We start from the raw sequence: 18,142 nt of genomic DNA on the forward strand, positions 1-18,142 counted from the left end.
ACCTACATCGCGCGCTGCATGCCGGCCACAGGAGATGCCATGAATAATCACGCCACGATGACCCGCGCCCGCCGGATGGACGCGCGCCTGATCAGCGCCCTGGCGGCTTGCGGCCTGGCGCTTTCCCTGGGTGGCGAAGCCGTCGCGCAAGCACAAGTGCGCACGCCCGACCAAGGCTGCCTGCCCGGCCAGCCGGCGTTGACAGTGGAAGTGAGCGGCTTCGTCAACGATACCGGCACGGTCCGCGCGCAACTCTACGGCCCGGGCGGCGCCCGCTTCCTGGACAAAGGGCAGTGGGTCATGCGCATCGAACAGGTTCGCCGCGCGCCGGGGCCGATGCACTTCTGCTTTCCGATCAACCAGCCCGGCGACTATGCGGTGGCGGTGCGCCACGATGCCAACGGCAACGGCAAGTCCGACTGGAACGATGGTGGTGGCTTCACCCGCAACCCGCACCTCTCGCTGATGCGTCTCAAGCCGTCGTTCACGCAAAGCGCGGTGCCGGTGAACGGCCGCTCGGTCAACGTGGCGGTGGTGATGCAATACCGGCGCGGGCTTTCGATCGGCCCGATTACGCGATGACCGGCTGCTGCTCTGCCAGGCCAAGCTGGGCTGGCAGCACCAGGCGCACCAGATCGCCGGCATCGGGCGTGGAAAGGAACGTGAGCGCGGGCGCGTAAGCGATCTCGAACAGCAGCGCGCCCAGCACTTCGCCCGTTGCGGCGCCGTTGGGAAAGCGGGTGCGCAGATAGCCGCCCAATCCGCGCCAGCCCTCGCGCACGATGTCTTCCAGCCGCGCCAGGCAGGGTGAGCCCGGCGGCAACGTGCGCGCCAGTTCCAGCACCGAGAGCGACCATCCGCCATGCCGCGAGCGTTCCTGCGCCCACTGCGCCAGGATCTCGATCACCGCATCGGCATCGGCGGCGGCGGCCAGGCGTTCCAGCAATTGTCCGCGATTGCTGACGGCGTCGGCCTCCAACACTTCCAGATAGATCGCTTCCTTGCATTCGAAATTGGAATAGACCGCGCCCTTGGTGTAGCCGGCAACCTCCGCGATCCGTTCGAGCGAGGTAATCGCATAGCCATCGCGCCGAAACAGGTCTGCCGCGGCCTGCAGCAGCCGCTCGCGCGTTTGGGCCTGGCTTTCGCTACGCTTCCTTCGGACCAAATCCACGGCCTCCCTCGATCGCTGCATGGCAGTCTGCATGCCGCCGTTGCCCCAGGATTAGGCGGCGCCGGCGCACTGGGCAAGAGGCCTAGGAACCCGACCCGGCAAAGGCGGCCCGCTGGCTTACCGTGCCGTCGGAACACAGCACATCGGGCGCGATCACCACGCGGTTGCGGCCCTGATGCTTGGCGGCGTACAGCGCCGCGTCGGCCGTGCGATAGAGCGTGCCAAAGTCATCGCCGGGGCGCGCCATGGCCACGCCCACGCTGACGGTGACCTGGCCCGGACCAAGAATGGGCGAATGGTCGCAACCGCTCAGCCCCGATCGCACGCTTTCGGCAAGCTGCAGCGCGGCAAAGCGGCCCATGCCCTTGACGAGCAGCGCGAACTCTTCGCCGCCCAGCCTGGCCGGCACGCACGTCGGCGCTTCCCAGCGCGCCAGGCGCTTGGCCAAGGTGATCAGCACGCTGTCGCCAGCATCATGGCCGTGGGTGTCGTTGATGGCCTTGAAGCGATCCACGTCGAGCAGCAAGAGGGCAAGTGCATCGCCATCGTCCAGCGCTGCGCCGGGCGCCTCGACGACGCGATCGAACAGCGGGGCGATCGCGGCCATAAAGCCGCGCCGGTTGCGCAGCCCGGTCAGCGGATCGCGGCGGGCCTGCTCGTGCGCCGCAGCTTCGGCCACAAGCGCGCGATCCCGCTCGATCCGCATTCCCATGAAGCGGCGGGTTGCCGCCACGGCCAGCCACACCGTCTGCCAGGCGGATGCGGCGAGCACCATCATCTGCGACCCTCCACCCCAGAAGGCATGGTTGGTGTCGATCACGCCCGAAAGGCCCATCACCAGCATGGGCACCGCCCAAGCACCGACGAATGCCCGCGCCGCCGCGCTGCCCCGCCGCCATGCGACAACCAGGCAGGCGCCCGCCAGCGCCAGCAGCAGCAGCACAAGCAGGCCCAGCACTTGCGCCCACAGCTCCATCGGCCCGCTGCGCATCAGGCTGAGCGGCACGCCCAGGCCACCACAGACCAGCGCCACCAGCAGCGTGGTGCGCGCCAGCCATGGGGGCAGATGCTGCCGGTCTATCGCCGTGATCAGGCTGAGCGTGCCGAGCAGCGTGGCAAGACACGAAAGCGCGATGCACGCCTGGGCGGATACCGCACCTGCCATGGCGGGCACGAAAAACAGGTGGAACTGCGACCATAGGGCGCCCCAGGCCACCATGCAGGTGGCCCACGCGCCCTGCCAGGCCGGAAACTGGCGGCGCACGGCCAGGGCGAGGCCGAAATTGTACAGCGCGCCTACGGTCAACAGCATCAAGGCCGCACCGATCATGCAAGCCATGGCGGTGGCCTGCAACTGTGCCGCGCCGTTATCGACCAGACGCATGCGCAGCATCGGCGCAGACGCCAGGCGATCGAACCGCAAGACGATCTGGGTGAGCGGCGCATCGCGCAAGGGTGGATCGAACGCGATCTGCCCGCCCAGCCGCCAGCGGGCGCCATAGTTGCCATGCGCCACGCCCTGCCATTCGGCACTGCCATCGGCGTAGAAGAAGCCCACTCGCAGCGCGTCAAAGCGCGACGAGTGCACCATGACCACCGGCTGTGCGCCGGCACGCGCCAGGGTGGTGGCACCAACCTGCAGCCAGAGGCTGCCGTGCTGGTACCCCTGGGGTTCGCCCTGGCAGACAAACTGCCCTGGAAGCGGCAAGTCGCGGCCGGGCGCGGGGGTTGCGCTGTTGGCGTGGCAGGTGTTGGAAAGGGTGATCCACTGGTCTGGCGCGGCTGCCCAGGCCGACGCGGCCGGAGCGGCAAACAGTAGCAGCAAGAGCAGTGCGCAGAGCAGGCGGCGCCCCGTGCTTTGGCGCCTATGCCATTGTCTGCCAACGCTTGCTTGCGAACCCGTCATGGTTTGCGTCTTGCCACAAACCCCTGTGCAAATGATTACCGCCGGTCAAAATCCGGCCCGGCGCTGGGGGGAGCGCCGGGCCGGCGGGGGATGGCAGCTGGTCGGAATGGGGGGCGACCGGCCGCCGGGGGGATGGAACTGTTCAGAACCGCAGGCGTGCCCCCACCTGCAGCGAGCGGGGCGCACCGGGGGCCAGGAAGGTGGAATTGACCAGGGGGCGCTCCCCATCGATCACCGGGCCAGCGAAGGGGCGCGACACCACCCGGCCCTGCCCGTCGAACGCTGTCGCACCCAGCTGGGCGGCGGTGGCGTAATCCTTGTCGAACAGGTTGCGCACCGTGGCGAAAACGGTCAGCCGCGCATGCGGCCGCGCTTCGACCCCGAGGTTGAACACGGCATAGGGATCGGTCTTGCCTGGGCCCAGGTAATAGACCCCGTCGGCCTGATGCGCGTTGTTTTCGTTGCCTCGGGCATAGACACCCGAAACCGCCACCATATCGAGGTTGAGCGTCAACCAGTTGGCCGCCTCCCACCCGATCGCGGCCTTGGCCGTGTGGCGTGCGAGCAGGGGGATGCGGTCACCGCGACGGATCGTGATGGTCCCCTCAAAGCCGGGCGCTTCGGCATCGCTGCTGCTGTTGCCCGATCCGTTGACCACTTCACGAGACTGGTAGGTGGCGTCGAGCAGGGTATAGCTGGCGGAGAACGTGAAGCGGTGCAGCCGCGCGTCGGCCGACAGTTCGACACCCTGCCGCCGGGTCTTGCCGAAGTTGCGGAAATAGCCGTAGCCCGAGGCATCGTTGGCCACGAACAGGATATCGTCGCTGCTTTGCGTGCGGAACAGGCTGGCGTGAACATGGCCCCAGCGGTTGCCGGCATCCAGGCGCAGTTCCAGCGTGCGGGCCACGACCTGGCGCAGCGGCGGATCGCCGGCCAGCGCATTGGGCAGGCGGCAGGGGCTTTCGGGATCGGAACAACCCAGTTCCACGGCAGAGGGCGCCCGGCTGGCCTGGCTCCACGCCACGGACAGCGTGGTGCCGTCGCTGGCCTTGCCGGTAAGCGTGACCGCCGGGTTCACCCGCTGGTAGACCGGGCTGCTGTCGAGCGAGCCGGTGCCGCCGCCCGGCGTGATCGCATCGCGGTTGCGGATCGCCACGCGGTCATAGCGGGCCGCCAGATCGAGCGACAGTGCTTGACCGAGCGCCACGTGATCGAGCGCATAGGCCGAGAGCACTGTGGAGCGCGCCCGCAGATCGACCCGCGCATCATAGGCGTTTTCGGAATCCTGCGTGCCATCGGCAAAGGCGCCCGGCCCCGCGACCGCCACCACGGTGCGATCGGGCAAGAGATAGCCGAACTGGGTGCTTTGGGTGAAATGGGCAGTGCTGCCCACATAGGACCCGCCAAGCGTCAGGTCGTGCCGCAGCGGGCCGCTGGTCAGCGTGGCCGACGCTTCCAGCGTGGCGCCCCATTCGCTTTGCCTGGTTTGCGAGCGGTTGACCAGTCCGTCGCACTTCTCGTTGGGCTCGCTGTTGAGCAGGACATTGGCGATGCAGCGCCATTTGGGAAAGGGCGTGTTGGCCTGGGTTTCGCCCGAGGTGGGAAAACCGGTATAGCCCGCAGCCGTCAGCGCGGCCTGTTCGGCGGCGTTGGGCTGATAGAGGTTTTCGCCCAGCGCGTCGTCGTTCACATCGCCGTTGTAGGTGGTGGTGCGGATGTGCCGCCAAAAGGCATTGCCGCGCAGGTGCAGCCCACCCGCAAGGCTCGTTTCGCCATTGAGCACCACCATGCCCATGCGATTGCGGGTGTTGTCGGGCGCGGTGTAGATGCTGTGGCGGTCTGCGGCCAGCAGGCGCATTTCCTGCAAGCCGTTGCCGTTGAGGTTGGTATCGGCAAAATGGCCGGTGAGTGACAGGGCAGAGGCCGCGTCGCTCCACCCCAGCTTGGCGAGCGCCCGCGTCGCGCGCGATGGCGAAAGATCGCGCCAGCCATCTTCGCGGAAATGATCGGCGGTCACGAACCAGTCCACGCCGCTGCCGGTCACGCCACCGGCGGCCACGCTGCCGGTCACCCGGCCGAACGAACCGGCAGAGGCCTCGACCGAAACGCCGGGATCGGTCTTGCCGCTCTTGCTGCGCAAGACCAATGCCCCGCCCAGTGCGTTGCGGCCGAACTGCGGCGCGGCGCCGGAAACGAGATCGACATCGGCAAGCGCGCCGGTGGGGATCAGATCCCAGCTGACCACATCGCCGAACGGTTGGTTGACGCGCACCCCGTCGAGATAGACCGAAAGACCCTGCGCCGTGCCCAGCAACGGTGAGGCGGTCAGCCCGCGATAGTTCACGTCGGGTTGCAGCGGGTTGCCCTGGATCTCGTTGATGGTGACGCCGGGAGCGGTGCGGGCGAGATGCTCAGCCACGCTTACCGCGTGCGTGGTTTCAAGCGCCTTGGCGTTGCCCACTTCGTCGGCCTCGCCCGAAAGCGGCGTTGCCCGCACGATAATGTCCGGGTTGACCGGTTCATCGGCCAGAGCAGGCGCCACGCCAGCGGGTGAAAGGCACGCCGCCAGCGAAACCCCGGCCAGCAGCCACATCCCCTTTGCCATTCCCTGCCCCCTCGTGTCGTTGTGGGCAGTGCCGTAACAGGCCGAAACGCAAAGAACCTGAGCGACCGCTCAGGCTGACCCAAAGTATGACAGGCGAAATCCCTGGCCACGCACCGCCGAAATGCCCAGGCCACAGGGCGACAACCGCTTGCGCAGCGCGCTGACGGCCACATCCACAGCGTTGTCGGTGATCACGGCTTCGGCGCCCCACACGCGATCGACCAGCGTGGCCCGCGCGACCACGTCCCCACGCGCCAGGGCCAGTTCGGCCAGCAGGGCCAGGCTGCGGGGTTCGAGCGCGAGCGGCGCCCCTTGCCAGGCGGCGGTTCCCGCCGTGCGATCGATCACCAGGTCGCGCCAGGCGATCGGCGGGGGCACCAATTGTGCCGCGCGGCGCACCAGCACGTCTACACGCGCCGCCAGTTCGGCAAAGGCAAAGGGCTTGGGCAGGTAATCGTCTGCCCCGGCGGCAAAGCCTTCCAGGCGATCGTCCAGCGTGGTTCGCGCGGTCAGCATCAGGATGGGCATGCCATGCCCGGCGGCGCGAATATCGCGGCACAGGCCCAGGCCATCGGCATCGGGCAGGCCAAGGTCGAGCACCACCGTGGCGATCGGCTCGCGCGCCAGGGCCGCGAGCACGCCCGCCCCCTGGCGCAGCCACCGCACGGCCAGGCCACGTCCGCCCAGCCCATGCACCACGGCGCGGCCGATCCCGGCGTCGTCTTCTACCAGCAAGACCGCGCTCATGCGCGATGCCCTTGCAAGGGCAGGCAAAAGCGGATCAGGCAGCCGCCCGCCGGCTGATTTTCCGCGACGACGGTGCCGCCGTGTTGTTCCACCACCCAGCGCGCCAGCGCCAGGCCCAGCCCGCTGCCGCCGCGCTGGCGGCCTTCCTGCGCCTGATAATAGGCATCGAAAATGCGCGGCAGGTCGCTTTCCATCACACCGGGCCCCCGATCGCTCACCGTAATCTGCGCCGTGCCTTTGCCGGGCGTGAGACAAACGGCAAGGGCCGAATCCATCGGCGCGAATTTCAATCCGTTCTCGATCACCGCCAGCAGCGCCTGGCGCAGCCATCGCGCATCGCCCTGCATGGGCAATGCGGCGCCCGGTGCCGCCAGCTCGATCGTCACGTCCACGCTGGCGGCATAGCTGCGCGCAGCGGCCACCGCCTGCGCCACCACCGCGCCCAGATCGAATGGCGCATCATCCAGCGCCAGGCGGCCATCGTCGGCGCTGGCCAGGCCCAGCAGTTCCTCGATCCGGTGGGTGAGAAAGCCGGCCTGCGCCACCACATGACCCAGGGTTTCACGCAGGAACGCCGGGTCAGCATCCCCTTGGTCCAGCACCACTTCGGCGGCGCTGCGCAAGGCAGCCACCGGGGTGCGCAACTCGTGACTGGCCTTGGCAAAGAACAACCGGCGCGAGGCGTCCACCGCCTCGATCCGGGCGGTGCGCGCCCGCACCATGGCTGCCAGGGCGCGGTTGCTGCGCCATAGCAGCCATGCACCACAGCCGGCGCAGGCGAGTGCCACGGCGGCCAGCAGGCCGGCCAGGATCATGCTTTGCTGACCCGCGCGCGCCAGCGCGGCGCGGCCTGCCTGCAATTCGCCACGCTCCTGCGCGTCGATTGCATGGGCCAGGGCCTGCAACCGGGCGTTGGCATCAGGGTGCTGCGCCAGGTTGGCCAGCGCCTCGGCGCGGGCCAGTTCGCGGCGCTGGTGATCGTCTGTCTCGCCGCCGGCCTCACGCGTTTCCGCATCGATCAAGGCGCGGTAATCGATCAAGGCCCGGTCCAGCGCGGGGCCAGGTCCGGCCGGCGCCAAGGCCACGATCCGCGCGACCGCCGCGGCCTGCCGTTCCGACAGGCTGGCCAGCAGGAACTGCCGGTTGGCCCCCCGCGCGCTGATGGCAAAGGCCACGACCAGCCCGGCAAGCGCGGCCACCAGCACGGCAAACAGCGCTGCAGCCAGGCTTGCGCCCCAGGCCAGGCGGCGATTCGGCGGGGCCGAAGGGAGGATGACGGCGGCTTGTTCCACGATGCGCCATCATCGCGGGGGGGCCGGCAAAAGCCAAGCCCCCCCGCCCGTGGTGCGTCAACCCGCCTTGGGTGCCCCGGCGGACGCGATGCCGTCTTGCCATCCGCCGCCGGTCGCGCGCAGCAGCCGCACCGCCGCCTGCAGGCGCTGGGTATCCACCTCGATCGCCTTTTGCCGGGTGCGCAGCGCGGTGGTTTGCGCGGTGACGACGTCGAGATAGCTGACCGCCCCGCGTTCATAGCGGCGCATGGCCAGCGTTTCCACATTCCCGGCCTGTTCTGCGGCATGGCTTTCCGCCGCTGCTTCGTCGCCCAGGTGATGCAGGCGGGACAGGCCGTCTTCCACGTCCTGCACGGCACTCAGCACGCAGCCGCGATAATCGGCCGTCGCGGCATCCCATTCGGCGCGGGCCTGCATCACGCGGGCATGGCGGCGCCCGCCGTCGAACAGCGTCAGCACGGCGCTGGGTCCGATGGACCAGAACGTGTTGGGCGCGGCAATCAGATCGGACAGGGCCGTGTCCTGCAGGCCGACTTGCCCACCCAGCAGCAGCGAGGGGAAGAACGCCGCACGCGCCACGCCGATGCGGCGGTTGGCGGCGTACATCCGCCGTTCGGCCGCTGCGATATCCGGCCGGCGCTGCAACAAGGTGGACGGCACCCCCACCGGCACTTGCGGCAGTGCCAGCGTGCGATCCGCCGGGGCGATGGTAAACCCGGTGGCTGGTGCGCCAACCAGCGTCGCCAGCGCATGCTCTGCCAGGGCACGGGCGTTGCGCGCATCAGCCAGGGCAGCCTGCGCTTCGGCGAGCTGGGTGGCGGACTGGCCGGTTTCCATGGCATTGGCGATGCCCCCGGCAAAGCGGCGCCCGGTCATGTGATCGGCCTGGGCATAGGCCTGGACCGTTGCATCGAGCAGGGCGATGATCCGGTCCTGCCCGCGCAGCACGGCATAGCCTTCGGCCAGTTCGGCCTGGAGCTGCAACCGCGTATCGGCCACATCGTCGGCCGCCGCCTGGGCATCGGCGCGCCCGGCCGCGACATTGGCGCGCACGCGGCCCCAAAGGTCGGCTTCGTAGCTGCCGTTGAGGCCAACGGTCTGCGAACCGTAATAGTCCGGCTGTGTCGCGCCACGCAGGGGACGATCATTGGACTGGCGGTTTTGCGTGAGATTGGCGCTGGTGCCGAGTTGCGGGAACAGATCGGCCCGCGCCTGGCGCAACAGCGCGGCCGCCTTGTCGTGCCGGGCCACGGCGGCCGCGAGCGATGGATTGCCGGTATTGAGCTGCTGTTCCAACCCGTCGAGCACGGGATCGCCGAACACCGTCCACCAATCGGTGGGCGTCGCTGCGGCGCTGCCATCGGCCGGCACCCACGGACCGGTGCCGGCAAAATTGGCTGGCAGGCTCACCTGTGGAGGATGATAGTCCGGGGCACTGGCGCAACCGGCCAAGGCCAGCACCAGCCCTGCAACCAGGCCGTGGCGATGACGGCCCAAAGACTTAGCCATGGTGCCCCCCGTCCACGTGCACGGGATCGCCATCGGCGATGGAATCGGGCGGATTGTCGATCACCTTGGCCCCGGCCGAAAGGCCCGAAACCACTTCCACCGCCTTGCCCAGATCGCGACCCAGCGTGATCTTCACCAGGCGCACGCGGGCATCACCGCCCACCGTCGCCACTTGCGTGCCGGCGGCGCGGAACAGCAGCGCGCTCGACGGGATCGTGACGGCGCCGGCACCGCCCGGCACCTTGAACGCCACCTGGGCATAGCCGCCCGCACGCAGCGCATGGGCGGTGTTGTCGGCCAGCAATTGCACTTGCAGCGCCCCGGTCTGCGGGTTGATCGCGTCAGACGTACCGACCACCTTGGCGGCAAACGTCTGGCCCGGCTGATCGGGCACGGTCAGCGTCGCTTCCACACCCGGTTTCATCGCCGCGGCATAGGTCTGCGGCACGCCCACGTAGATGCGGATGCGGCCAACATCGGCCACCGTGAACATCGGCTGCTGGTTGGTGGCGCCCGGCCCCACCAGATCGCCGATATCGGCGTTGCGCTGCGTCACCACCCCGGCAAAGGGCGCACGCACCGTGGCATAGGCCTTCATGGCCAACAGCCGCGCAAGGTCTGCCTCCGCCCCGCGCACGGTCGCCACCTGGACCGCCAGGTTTCCGTTGCGCTCGTCCGCCTCCTGCTGCGAAACCGAATGGTCGGTCAGCAGGTCGTTCCACCGCGCCGCCGTGCTGCGCGCCAAGGATGCCCCGGCGCGCGCCTTGGCCAGAGCTGCGCGGGCGGCTACGATCTGCTGGTCCAACTCGGGCGTCTCGATCTGCGCCAGGGGCGTGCCCTGCCCCACGCTGGCGCCGATATCGCGGCTCCACGCCTGCATATAGCCAGGCACGCGGGCAAAGATGTGGGCTGTGTTCCATGCGGCCATGGTGCCCGGCAGCGTCAGATCGCCGCTGGCAGCCGCGGGCGTCACATCGACAAGGTGGACGGTGGGAATTGCCTGCGCCTCGCTCCACGCGTGGGTGTCAGCCGCTTCGCCATGGCGGGTGTAAAGCCCCGCGCCCACGATCACCGCGGCGATGACGCCGGCCACGATGCCGGCCGTCTTCAGGCCGCGTGGCGGGTTGGCTGGGGCGTCTTCCTGGCCCACGATCAGGCTGGTTTCATTCTGCATGGACAAGGTCTCCCTTGAATAAGATGGGGTCATCGGACGGCGCGGGGGTATGCGGGGTAGCAGTGCCGCCCGGCCGGTGCTTGCGATGGACGATGGAAAAGACCACGGGCACGAACACCAGCGTGGCAATGGTGGCGCAGATCAGGCCGCCGATCACGGCACGGCCGAGCGGAGCGTTCTGTTCGCCCCCCTCGCCCAGGCCCAGGGCCATCGGCGCCATGCCGATGATCATGGCCAGGGCTGTCATCAGCACGGGACGGAACCGGGTGGAGCCGGCCTCGATCGCGGCCAAGGTGGCATTGCCCAGCACGGCCAGCCGCTCTCGGGCAAAGCTGATGACCAGCACCGAATTGGCCGTGGCCACGCCCATGCACATGATCGCACCCGTCAGCGCCGGCACCGACAGCGGCGTGTGCGTGGCAAACAGCGTCCAGGCAATGCCCGCCAGCGCCGCTGGCAGGGCCGAGACGATCACCGCCGGGTCGATCCAGCTCTGGAAGTTGACCACGATCAGCAGGTAGATGAGCACGACCGCGCCGATTAGCCCCAGCACCAGCCCGGTGAAGGCCGAGTTCATCGTTTCCACCTGGCCACGGATCGTCACCGTGGCGCCCTTGGGCAGGCTGCTGGCGGTGTCGTGCAGGATCTTCTGCACGTCGCCCGCCACGGCGCCCAGGTCACGCCCTTGCGTGGTGGCATAGACATCATAGGCGGGCTGCACCGAATAGTGGGAAATCAGCGCTGGCGAAGGCTCCCGCGTCATCGTGCCCAGCGCGCCCAGCAGTTGCACCGCGCCGGGGCGCGAGGAACTGACGGGGATGTTCTGCAAGGCGTTGATGCTGTCGGTGCGATACTCCGGCGTCTGCACCACGATGGGATACGACACGCCGTTCTTGGGATTGAGCCAGAACGTGGGCGCCACTTGCGAGCTGCCGGCAAGGTTGACCGACAGGCTCTTGGTCACGTCGTTCTCCGTCACGCCAAGCCGGTCGGCCTGGGCGCGATCGATGTCGAAGCGCAACTCGGGATGGTTGGTGGCCTGTTGCATGCGCACGTCGGCAATCCCTGCGACATGGCCGATGCGGCCCGCCAGCATCCGCGCATAGGCGGCGTTGCCCTTGGTATCGGGCCCGGTGATCATCACGTCGATCGGGGCCGGCGCGCCAAAGTTCAGGATCTGGCTGATGATATCGGCCGGAAGGAACGAGAACGTGGTGCCCGGAAACACGCGCGGCAATCGCTCGCGCAGCGTGCGCACATAGCCCTCGGTGGGATGATGCCCTTCGCCCAGCGTGACCAGAATATCACCATCCTGCGATCCGATCCCGCCGCTATTGGCATAGGCAACGTTGATCCCGGACGAGGACATGCCGATGTTGTCGACCATCGAGACCAGCTCTCCGGGCGGCACCGCGCGGCGGATCTCGTTCTCGACCTTGTCGAACAGGGCAGCGGTTTCTTCCAGCCGGGTTCCGACCGGCGCGCGCACATGCAGGCTGATCTGGCCGGAATCGACGCTGGGAAAGAAATTGCGGCCCAGGAACGGCACCAGCGCCATCGACGCCAGCACCACGATCATGAAGCCCGGAACGAACCGGCGCCGGCTGTGCAGCGCGGCACGCAGGACGGCCACATACCAGGCGCGGATCGCCTCGAACCGCGTTTCAAAGCCGTGCTGGAACCGGCGCAGCGCCTGCACGAGCCGGTTCTGGCCCGGCTCCTGCGCCGACAACGCATCATGGCTGACCATCACGTCCACCGCATGGGGCGATCCATGGGCGCGCAGCAGGAAATTGCTCATCGTGGGCACCAGCGTGCGCGACAGCACGAAGCTGGCGATCATCGCAAAGACCACCGCCTTGGCCATCGGCGCGAACAGGAACCCGGCCACGCCCGGCAGGAAGAACATCGGCAGGAACGCGATGCAGATGCACAGCAGCGAAACGAACGCCGGGCGCACGATCTGCTCGGCCCCGTCCATGATCGCCTGGGCCACGCCCTTGCCCTGTTCCAGGTGCCAGTTGATGTTCTCGATGGTGACGGTGGCATCGTCCACCAGGATGCCCACCGCCAGCGCCAGGCCCCCCAGCGTCATGATGTTCAGCGTTTCGCCGGTCACCGCCAGCCCCGCCACCGCGGCCAGAATGGCCAGCGGGATCGAGGTGGCGATGATCACGGTCGAGCGCCATGAGCCGAGGAACAGCAGGATCATCACGCTGGTGAGCGCGGCGGCCAGCACCCCTTCGCGCACCACGCCCGAAACCGCCGCTTTCACGAACAGCGACTGGTCCGACAGCAACTGCACCTTGAGGCTGTCGGGCAGAGTCTCTTTCAGCTTGGGCAACAGCGCCTTGATGTTGTTGACGATATCGACGGTGGAGGCAGAGCCGGACTTGAGGATCGTCATCAGCACGGCACGCCCGCCATCGACGCGTACTTCGTTCACCTGTGGGGGCGAACCATCGTGCACGTGGGCCACGTCACCGATGGTCACCGTGGTGCCGTCAACCGTGCGGATCGGCAGCGCGTTGAGCTGGTCGATCACCTGCGGGCTGTTGTTGAGGCTGATGGTATATTCGAATTCGCCGATCTTGCTGGTGCCGGCCGGCACGATCTGGTTCTGCGCCGCCAGGGCCGCGCCCACGTCAGCCGCCGAAAGATGGCGTTGCAGCAAGGCCGCGGGATCGAGGTCGATCTGGATCTGCCGCTCGCGCCCGCCATAGGGCGATGGCACGGCAGCGCCCTGCACCGTGGCAAGCTGCGGGCGGATGCCGTTCTGCCCGAGGTCATAGATCGCCTGTTCGGAAAGTTGGCCCGAAGACAGCGCCATCTGCAGGATCGGCACCGTGGCGGCGCTGTAGTTGAGGATCAGCGGCGGGGTCATCCCCGGCGGCATCTGCTTGAGCACGGTTTGCGACACCGAGGTGACTTGCGCGGTGGCGGTGCGCACGTCGACGCCGGGGCGGAAGAAGATCTTGACCACCCCCACCCCGTTCATCGACTGGCTTTCGATATGGTCGATATCGTTGACCGTCGCGGTGAGCGAGCGCTCGTAGTAATAAACCACCCGGCCTGCCATGTCCTGCGGGGGCAGGCCGCGATATTGCCACACGGCCGCGATTACCGGGATGCGGATATCAGGGAAAATGTCGGTGGGGGTGCGCAGCCAGGCGATCGAGCCGGAAAGCACGATCAGAATGGCCAGGACGACGAAGGTATAAGGCTTGCTGAGCGCGAGCTTGACCAGTTGCAGCATGGCGTTCCCAAAGGGTTTGGCCTGGCTGCCAACACTTCGCACGTGCGAATGCGGGACCCACCAGGCACCATAAACGTGGGATGGCGCCTGTGGTGCAGCGCCAACCGCCGGCTCCATTGAACCTGCGGATGGCGCCTTGCGAATGAAATGAATTTCACATGGGATTTTTGGTGCTTGCGCGAATCTGGGCGCGCAAGCCGGGGCGCGCCGGATCGGTGCGGGCGGGCCGCAGTTCCAGGGCAAACTGGTGCAGGTGCGCGATCGCGGCCACCACGCTCAGGCCCAGGCCAGATCCCGGCACGGCGGGCGAGGCTGCGCCCCGATCGAACCGACGGACGACGGCGGCAACCTGCTCGGGCGGAATGCCCGGCCCCTCGTCGGCAACGGTAATCACCGTCTCATCGTTGGCTTGCGCGATAGTGACCATCACCGTGCCGCCGATCGGACTGAACTTGATGGCATTGTCCACCAGGTTGCTCAGCGCCTCGACCATCAATTGCCCATCGCAAAGCAGCGTCGCGGCGGGCAGATCGCCCGCAGCCAGAGTCACCTCTCGCTCCTCGGCCAGCGGCGCATAGAGATCGATCACCACCGCGACCAGTTCATCGATCCGCGTGGGGGCAAAGCCGCTGCGACGATGACCCGCTTCCAGGTCCGAGATGCGCAACAGGGCCGCAAAGCGGGCAAGCACGGTATCGAGGTCTTCGATCGCCGCCTCGATCCGCCGTGCCTCTGCAGGTGGCAATTGCGGCGCGCGGGCGGCGCGATAGAGCTGGTTGCGCACGCGCGTGAGCGGGGTGCGCAGATCGTGCGCGATGGCATCGGTGACCGAGCGGACCTGCGCCATCGAGCGTTCCACCTCGCCCACCATCTGGTTGACGGTGTCGGCGAGCAGGTCCAGTTCGTCGCCGCGCCCGTCCACCGGCATCCGCGCATCGAGACGGCCGGCCGCGATCTTGCCCGCCACGCGCTGCAAGCGATCCACCCGCCGCAGCGGCCCCAGGCTCAACGCCAGCCCCGCGCCAAGCAGCAACGGCACCACCACCAGACCGCTCGCCAGCAGGATCGCCAGCGCGTTGTTGCGCAGTTCGGTGATCACGGTGGAATCCCGGCCGACCATCAGGATGGCGCCGTTCGGGGTGCGCTGCGCCAGAATATGCAGCGGCCCGCGCACGTCGGGCCCATCTTCGCGCGCATACGTGCGGCCCAGGCGCAACGGCGGGCTGGCGCCGAGGTCACCTGCCACCCAGCGCCCGCCGGGGGAGATCAGCCCGAAATGGCCCAGTGGATTGGCCCCGGCACGGGCAGACGCCTCGACTGCGGCGGGCAGGTCGCTTTCCGGCAAGGCCTGCAGGCGCGCCATTTCGGCACGCAGTATCAGGTCCACCCGCGTGTCGAGGTTGCTGGCGGTCAGGCTATAGACCATGGCCAGCACCAGCAGCACGGCCAAGACCGCCGCCCCGCCGAACATCACCGCCAGGCGAAACGTGCTCGTCTTGCGAATGGCTGAAAAGCGCGGCCAGTTGCGCTGCGCCTCAGCCAGCATCGAAGCGGTAGCCTTCGCCTTTGACGGTCTCGATCAGCGAGGGACAGCCCGGCAGGTCGATCTTCTTGCGCAGGCGGGCGATGTGCACGGCGATCAGGTTCGCGCCGGGATCGAAGTAATAGCCCCACACCCGCTCGAAGATGATCTGCCGCGCCACGGTTTCACCCGCGTTGCGCATCAGGAATTCCAGCAGGCGGAATTCCATGTGCAGCAGGCGCACCGGTTCGCCGCCCACGCGCACTTCGCGACGGATCAGGTCCATCTCCACCGGTCCGGCCACCAGCATGGCGGTGGATGCGGCCATCTGGCGCTGGCGGCGCAGCAGCACTTCCACGCGCATCGCCATTTCATCGGGCGCGAAAGGCTTGATCAGGTAATCGTCGCCGCCTGCGCGCAGGCCGGCAATGCGTTCGTCCACGTCGCCCAGCGCACTGATCATCAGCACCGGCAGCGTAAGCCCCGCCGCGCGCAACCGCGCCACCACCGAAAGCCCGTCGAGTTCGGGCAGCATGCGATCGAGCGTGATGGCATCGAACGGCTCGCGCAGCGCCAGTTCCACGCCCGCGCCGCCATCGCCCACCGCGCGCACGTCGTGTCCGTGGCCGGCCAGTTCCGCCACGATTTCGGCGGCGGTGTCGGGATCGTCCTCGATGACCAGTATGCGTGCCATGGCGGCGGCTTGTAATCACCCCGCGCGGCGCTGGCCAGCGCGCTGACGAATGGCTATGCGCCGGCCATGACGCAGACTGTGCCAACCGGGCCGGAAACGCCCGCCCCATCGCCATACGAACTGCTGGGTGGAGACGCCATGGTGCGCGCCTTTGTCGCGCGGTTCTATCAATTGATGGACGAACTGCCCGGCGCCGCCGCCTGTCGCGCGGTGCACCCGCCATCGCTGGAACGGGCGCAGCTGCGGTTGTTTGAATATCTTACCGGCTGGCTCGGCGGGCCGCCGCTCTACACCAGCCAATATGGCCATCCACGCCTGCGCATGCGCCATATGGTGGCGCCGATCGGCCGCGCCGAAATCGAAGGCTGGCTGCTGTGTTTTCACCAGGCCTGGTCGGAAATCGTGCCGCCATCGGCGATGTCGGCTGCCATTGTCGAGCGCGTGGAGGCGCTGGCGTGGCACATGGGCAACCAGACTGGTGATAATGCAAAGCAAATGTAAATTTCCTCGCCAAGCCATGTGTGCAGTGCAATAATATCAAACGCATCCAGACCGGACGGATTCGCCAAAGGGTTCGCATTCTTCCTATCTTATGGCGAACAGGAGTGTCATTATGGACCTATCTCCCAAACTGTGGGGCGTGCTGCTTTGCAGCATAGGCCGCCACGATCCGAACCGCGGCAAACGCTATTACGACGCCGGTACCGAGTATGCCCCGTGCCGGAATTGCGGCCGCCCCTTGCGCCACTGGGGCCATCGCGACTGGCGGCCCTAAACTCCATCATTCCCATCACGGCAATCTGACGGCAAGACCAGCGCATCGAGTGCGGCGGCAAGACGATCGATCACCGGTGATTGCGCAGTGGCCACACCGATCAAGAGGCCTGGTTGCGCCGGCCCCACGAACAGGCCTGACAACGGCAGAACGCCCAGCCCCCGATCCTGCAGCTGCCGGGCCAGCGCGGTATCGTCATGATGCCTCGACGCCAGCCACAGCGCCAGTTGCAGCCCGCCATCGACCGGCCCGACCCGCCAGCGCCCCGCGGCAACAGCGTCGAGCCTCTCGGCGGTTTCGACCATCCGGGCATGATAGACCTTGCGCATGCGCCGGACGTGGGCGTTGAGATGCCCTTCCTCCAGAAAATCCGCCATTGCCGCCTGCAGATGGATCGGCACCGTTCCGCCTGAAAGCCGCACGGCCGCCTGCATCGGCGCCACCAGGCACGGCGGCACGATGGCATAGGCAATCCGCAATCCCGGAGCCAGAACCTTGGAAAAGGTGCCGAGATAGGCAACGCAGCCGCGCTCATCCAGGCCCTGGAGGCTCGCCAGCGGCCGCCCGGCGTAGTGGAATTCGCTGTCGTAATCGTCTTCCAGCACAAGCGCGCCACAGGCTGCCGCATGGTCGAGCAGGCGCAGCCGCCGCGCCAGGCTCATCGCCGCGCCAGTGGGATACTGGTGCGAGGGCGTCACGTGAATGAGGCGTGGGGGCGGCCCGGCGGGAGCTTGGCCAAGGTCGATCCCTTCCGCATCGACCGGCACCGCCGCGATCCGCGCGCCGGCCCGCTGCAACAGCGCCCGGGCCGTGGGATAGCCGGGATCTTCAACCCAGGCCGCATCGCCCGGCGCCAATACCAGCCCGGCCAGCAGGGCCACAGCCGCAGCGGTGGATGGCACGATCACCACTTGCGCCGGATCGGCCACCACCGCACGCGTGCGGCGCACGTGATCCAGCACCGCCGCACGCAGGACTGGCAGCCCCTGCTCGTCGCCATAGCCCAGGTCATGGACCCGCAGGGCGCGCGCCCGTGCCGCCAGGCAACGTGCCCAGGTGGCGTCGGGAAATGCCTCGAGATCGGGCAGACCGGGGCGCAGCGGCAGGAAGCGGGCTAGATCGGGTGAGCCTGGCGGCGGCACAGGCGCTAACGATCGACCATCCGCGGCGCCTTGCGGCGGCGGGGGCAACGGCGCCACCCGCGTGGCCGATCCTCGCGCCGCGTTGGCATAGCCTTCGGCTGCAAGCCGATCATAGCCGGCCACCACGGTGCTGCGTGCCAGGCCCAGTGCGGCGGCGAGCGCGCGGGTGGAAGGCAGCGGCGCGCCGGCCTGCAAGGCGCCGCCCAGGATGCGGGCGCGAAACGCGCGATAGATCTGGCCTTCCAGGTCGCCCACGGCGCGGTCGAGCACCAGCCAGGTTGTCGGTTCGATAGCCATGCCCCATCAAACTGGACTGGTCAGATTTTGGCAACTGGTTCTTATCGGC

The 18,142-nt window shown here is 68.0% G+C and carries 13 protein-coding genes; 2 read left to right on the forward strand and 11 right to left on the reverse strand.

Going from position 1 to position 18,142, the window contains the following annotated elements:
- The first annotated feature begins 39 nt into the window (after positions 1–39).
- Positions 40–582 (forward strand): DUF2141 domain-containing protein, encoded by a 543-nt coding sequence (locus tag R9J51_RS14190; protein WP_179504812.1) that lies wholly within the window; start codon positions 40–42, stop codon positions 580–582.
- Here the strand turns inward: R9J51_RS14190 and R9J51_RS14195 are convergent.
- The 10 genes from R9J51_RS14195 to R9J51_RS14240 all read right to left on the reverse strand — a co-directional run bounded on the left by R9J51_RS14195 (position 572) and on the right by R9J51_RS14240 (position 15,879).
- Entirely contained in the window at positions 572–1,174 is a 603-nt protein-coding gene (locus tag R9J51_RS14195) for a TetR/AcrR family transcriptional regulator (RefSeq protein ID WP_218847411.1), read from the reverse strand. The genes R9J51_RS14190 and R9J51_RS14195 overlap by 11 nt on opposite strands.
- An 82-nt stretch (positions 1,175–1,256) precedes the next feature.
- Positions 1,257–2,999: a GGDEF domain-containing protein gene (locus R9J51_RS14200; protein WP_179504814.1), complete on the reverse strand. Its 1,743-nt coding sequence runs from the start codon at positions 2,997–2,999 to the stop codon at positions 1,257–1,259.
- A 223-nt stretch (positions 3,000–3,222) separates the two neighbouring features.
- Positions 3,223–5,685, reverse strand: coding sequence for a TonB-dependent receptor domain-containing protein (locus R9J51_RS14205; protein WP_179504815.1), 2,463 nt, complete (start codon positions 5,683–5,685; stop codon positions 3,223–3,225).
- Between the two features lie 69 nt (positions 5,686–5,754).
- The gene (locus R9J51_RS14210; protein ID WP_168555039.1) at positions 5,755–6,432 is read right to left on the reverse strand and encodes a response regulator transcription factor; all 678 of its coding nucleotides are present in this window, start codon (positions 6,430–6,432) and stop codon (positions 5,755–5,757) included.
- Positions 6,429–7,724, reverse strand: coding sequence for a sensor histidine kinase (locus R9J51_RS14215; RefSeq protein ID WP_179504816.1), 1,296 nt, complete (start codon positions 7,722–7,724; stop codon positions 6,429–6,431). The genes R9J51_RS14210 and R9J51_RS14215 overlap by 4 nt, the downstream gene beginning before the upstream one ends.
- Before the next feature lie 57 nt (positions 7,725–7,781).
- On the reverse strand, positions 7,782–9,233 hold the full coding sequence (locus R9J51_RS14220) for an efflux transporter outer membrane subunit (RefSeq protein WP_179504817.1): 1,452 nt from the start codon (positions 9,231–9,233) through the stop codon (positions 7,782–7,784).
- A complete protein-coding gene (locus R9J51_RS14225; RefSeq protein WP_179504818.1) occupies positions 9,226–10,407 on the reverse strand; it encodes an efflux RND transporter periplasmic adaptor subunit in 1,182 nt (393 codons plus the stop codon). Before R9J51_RS14225 ends, R9J51_RS14220 begins: the two co-directional genes overlap by 8 nt.
- Positions 10,397–13,663 (reverse strand): efflux RND transporter permease subunit, encoded by a 3,267-nt coding sequence (locus R9J51_RS14230; RefSeq protein ID WP_179504819.1) that lies wholly within the window; start codon positions 13,661–13,663, stop codon positions 10,397–10,399. Before R9J51_RS14230 ends, R9J51_RS14225 begins: the two co-directional genes overlap by 11 nt.
- 154 nt (positions 13,664–13,817) lie before the next feature.
- Positions 13,818–15,209 carry a sensor histidine kinase gene (locus tag R9J51_RS14235; RefSeq protein ID WP_179504820.1) on the reverse strand — a complete coding sequence of 464 codons (1,392 nt, stop codon included), beginning with the start codon at positions 15,207–15,209 and terminating at the stop codon, positions 13,818–13,820.
- Entirely contained in the window at positions 15,199–15,879 is a 681-nt protein-coding gene (locus tag R9J51_RS14240) for a response regulator transcription factor (RefSeq protein WP_179504821.1), read from the reverse strand. Before R9J51_RS14240 ends, R9J51_RS14235 begins: the two co-directional genes overlap by 11 nt.
- Positions 15,880–15,945: 66 nt before the next feature.
- On the opposite strand from R9J51_RS14240, the gene R9J51_RS14245 reads away from it, so the two are divergent.
- Positions 15,946–16,380, forward strand: coding sequence for a group II truncated hemoglobin (locus R9J51_RS14245; protein WP_179504822.1), 435 nt, complete (start codon positions 15,946–15,948; stop codon positions 16,378–16,380).
- 270 nt (positions 16,381–16,650) lie between these two features.
- Here the strand turns inward: R9J51_RS14245 and R9J51_RS14250 are convergent, their stop codons facing one another.
- Positions 16,651–18,093 (reverse strand): PLP-dependent aminotransferase family protein, encoded by a 1,443-nt coding sequence (locus R9J51_RS14250; protein WP_179504823.1) that lies wholly within the window; start codon positions 18,091–18,093, stop codon positions 16,651–16,653.
- Positions 18,094–18,142 lie beyond the last annotated feature (49 nt).

The organism is Novosphingobium rhizosphaerae (assembly GCF_050920675.1).
Taxonomy (GTDB): Bacteria; Pseudomonadota; Alphaproteobacteria; order Sphingomonadales; family Sphingomonadaceae; genus Novosphingobium; species Novosphingobium rhizosphaerae.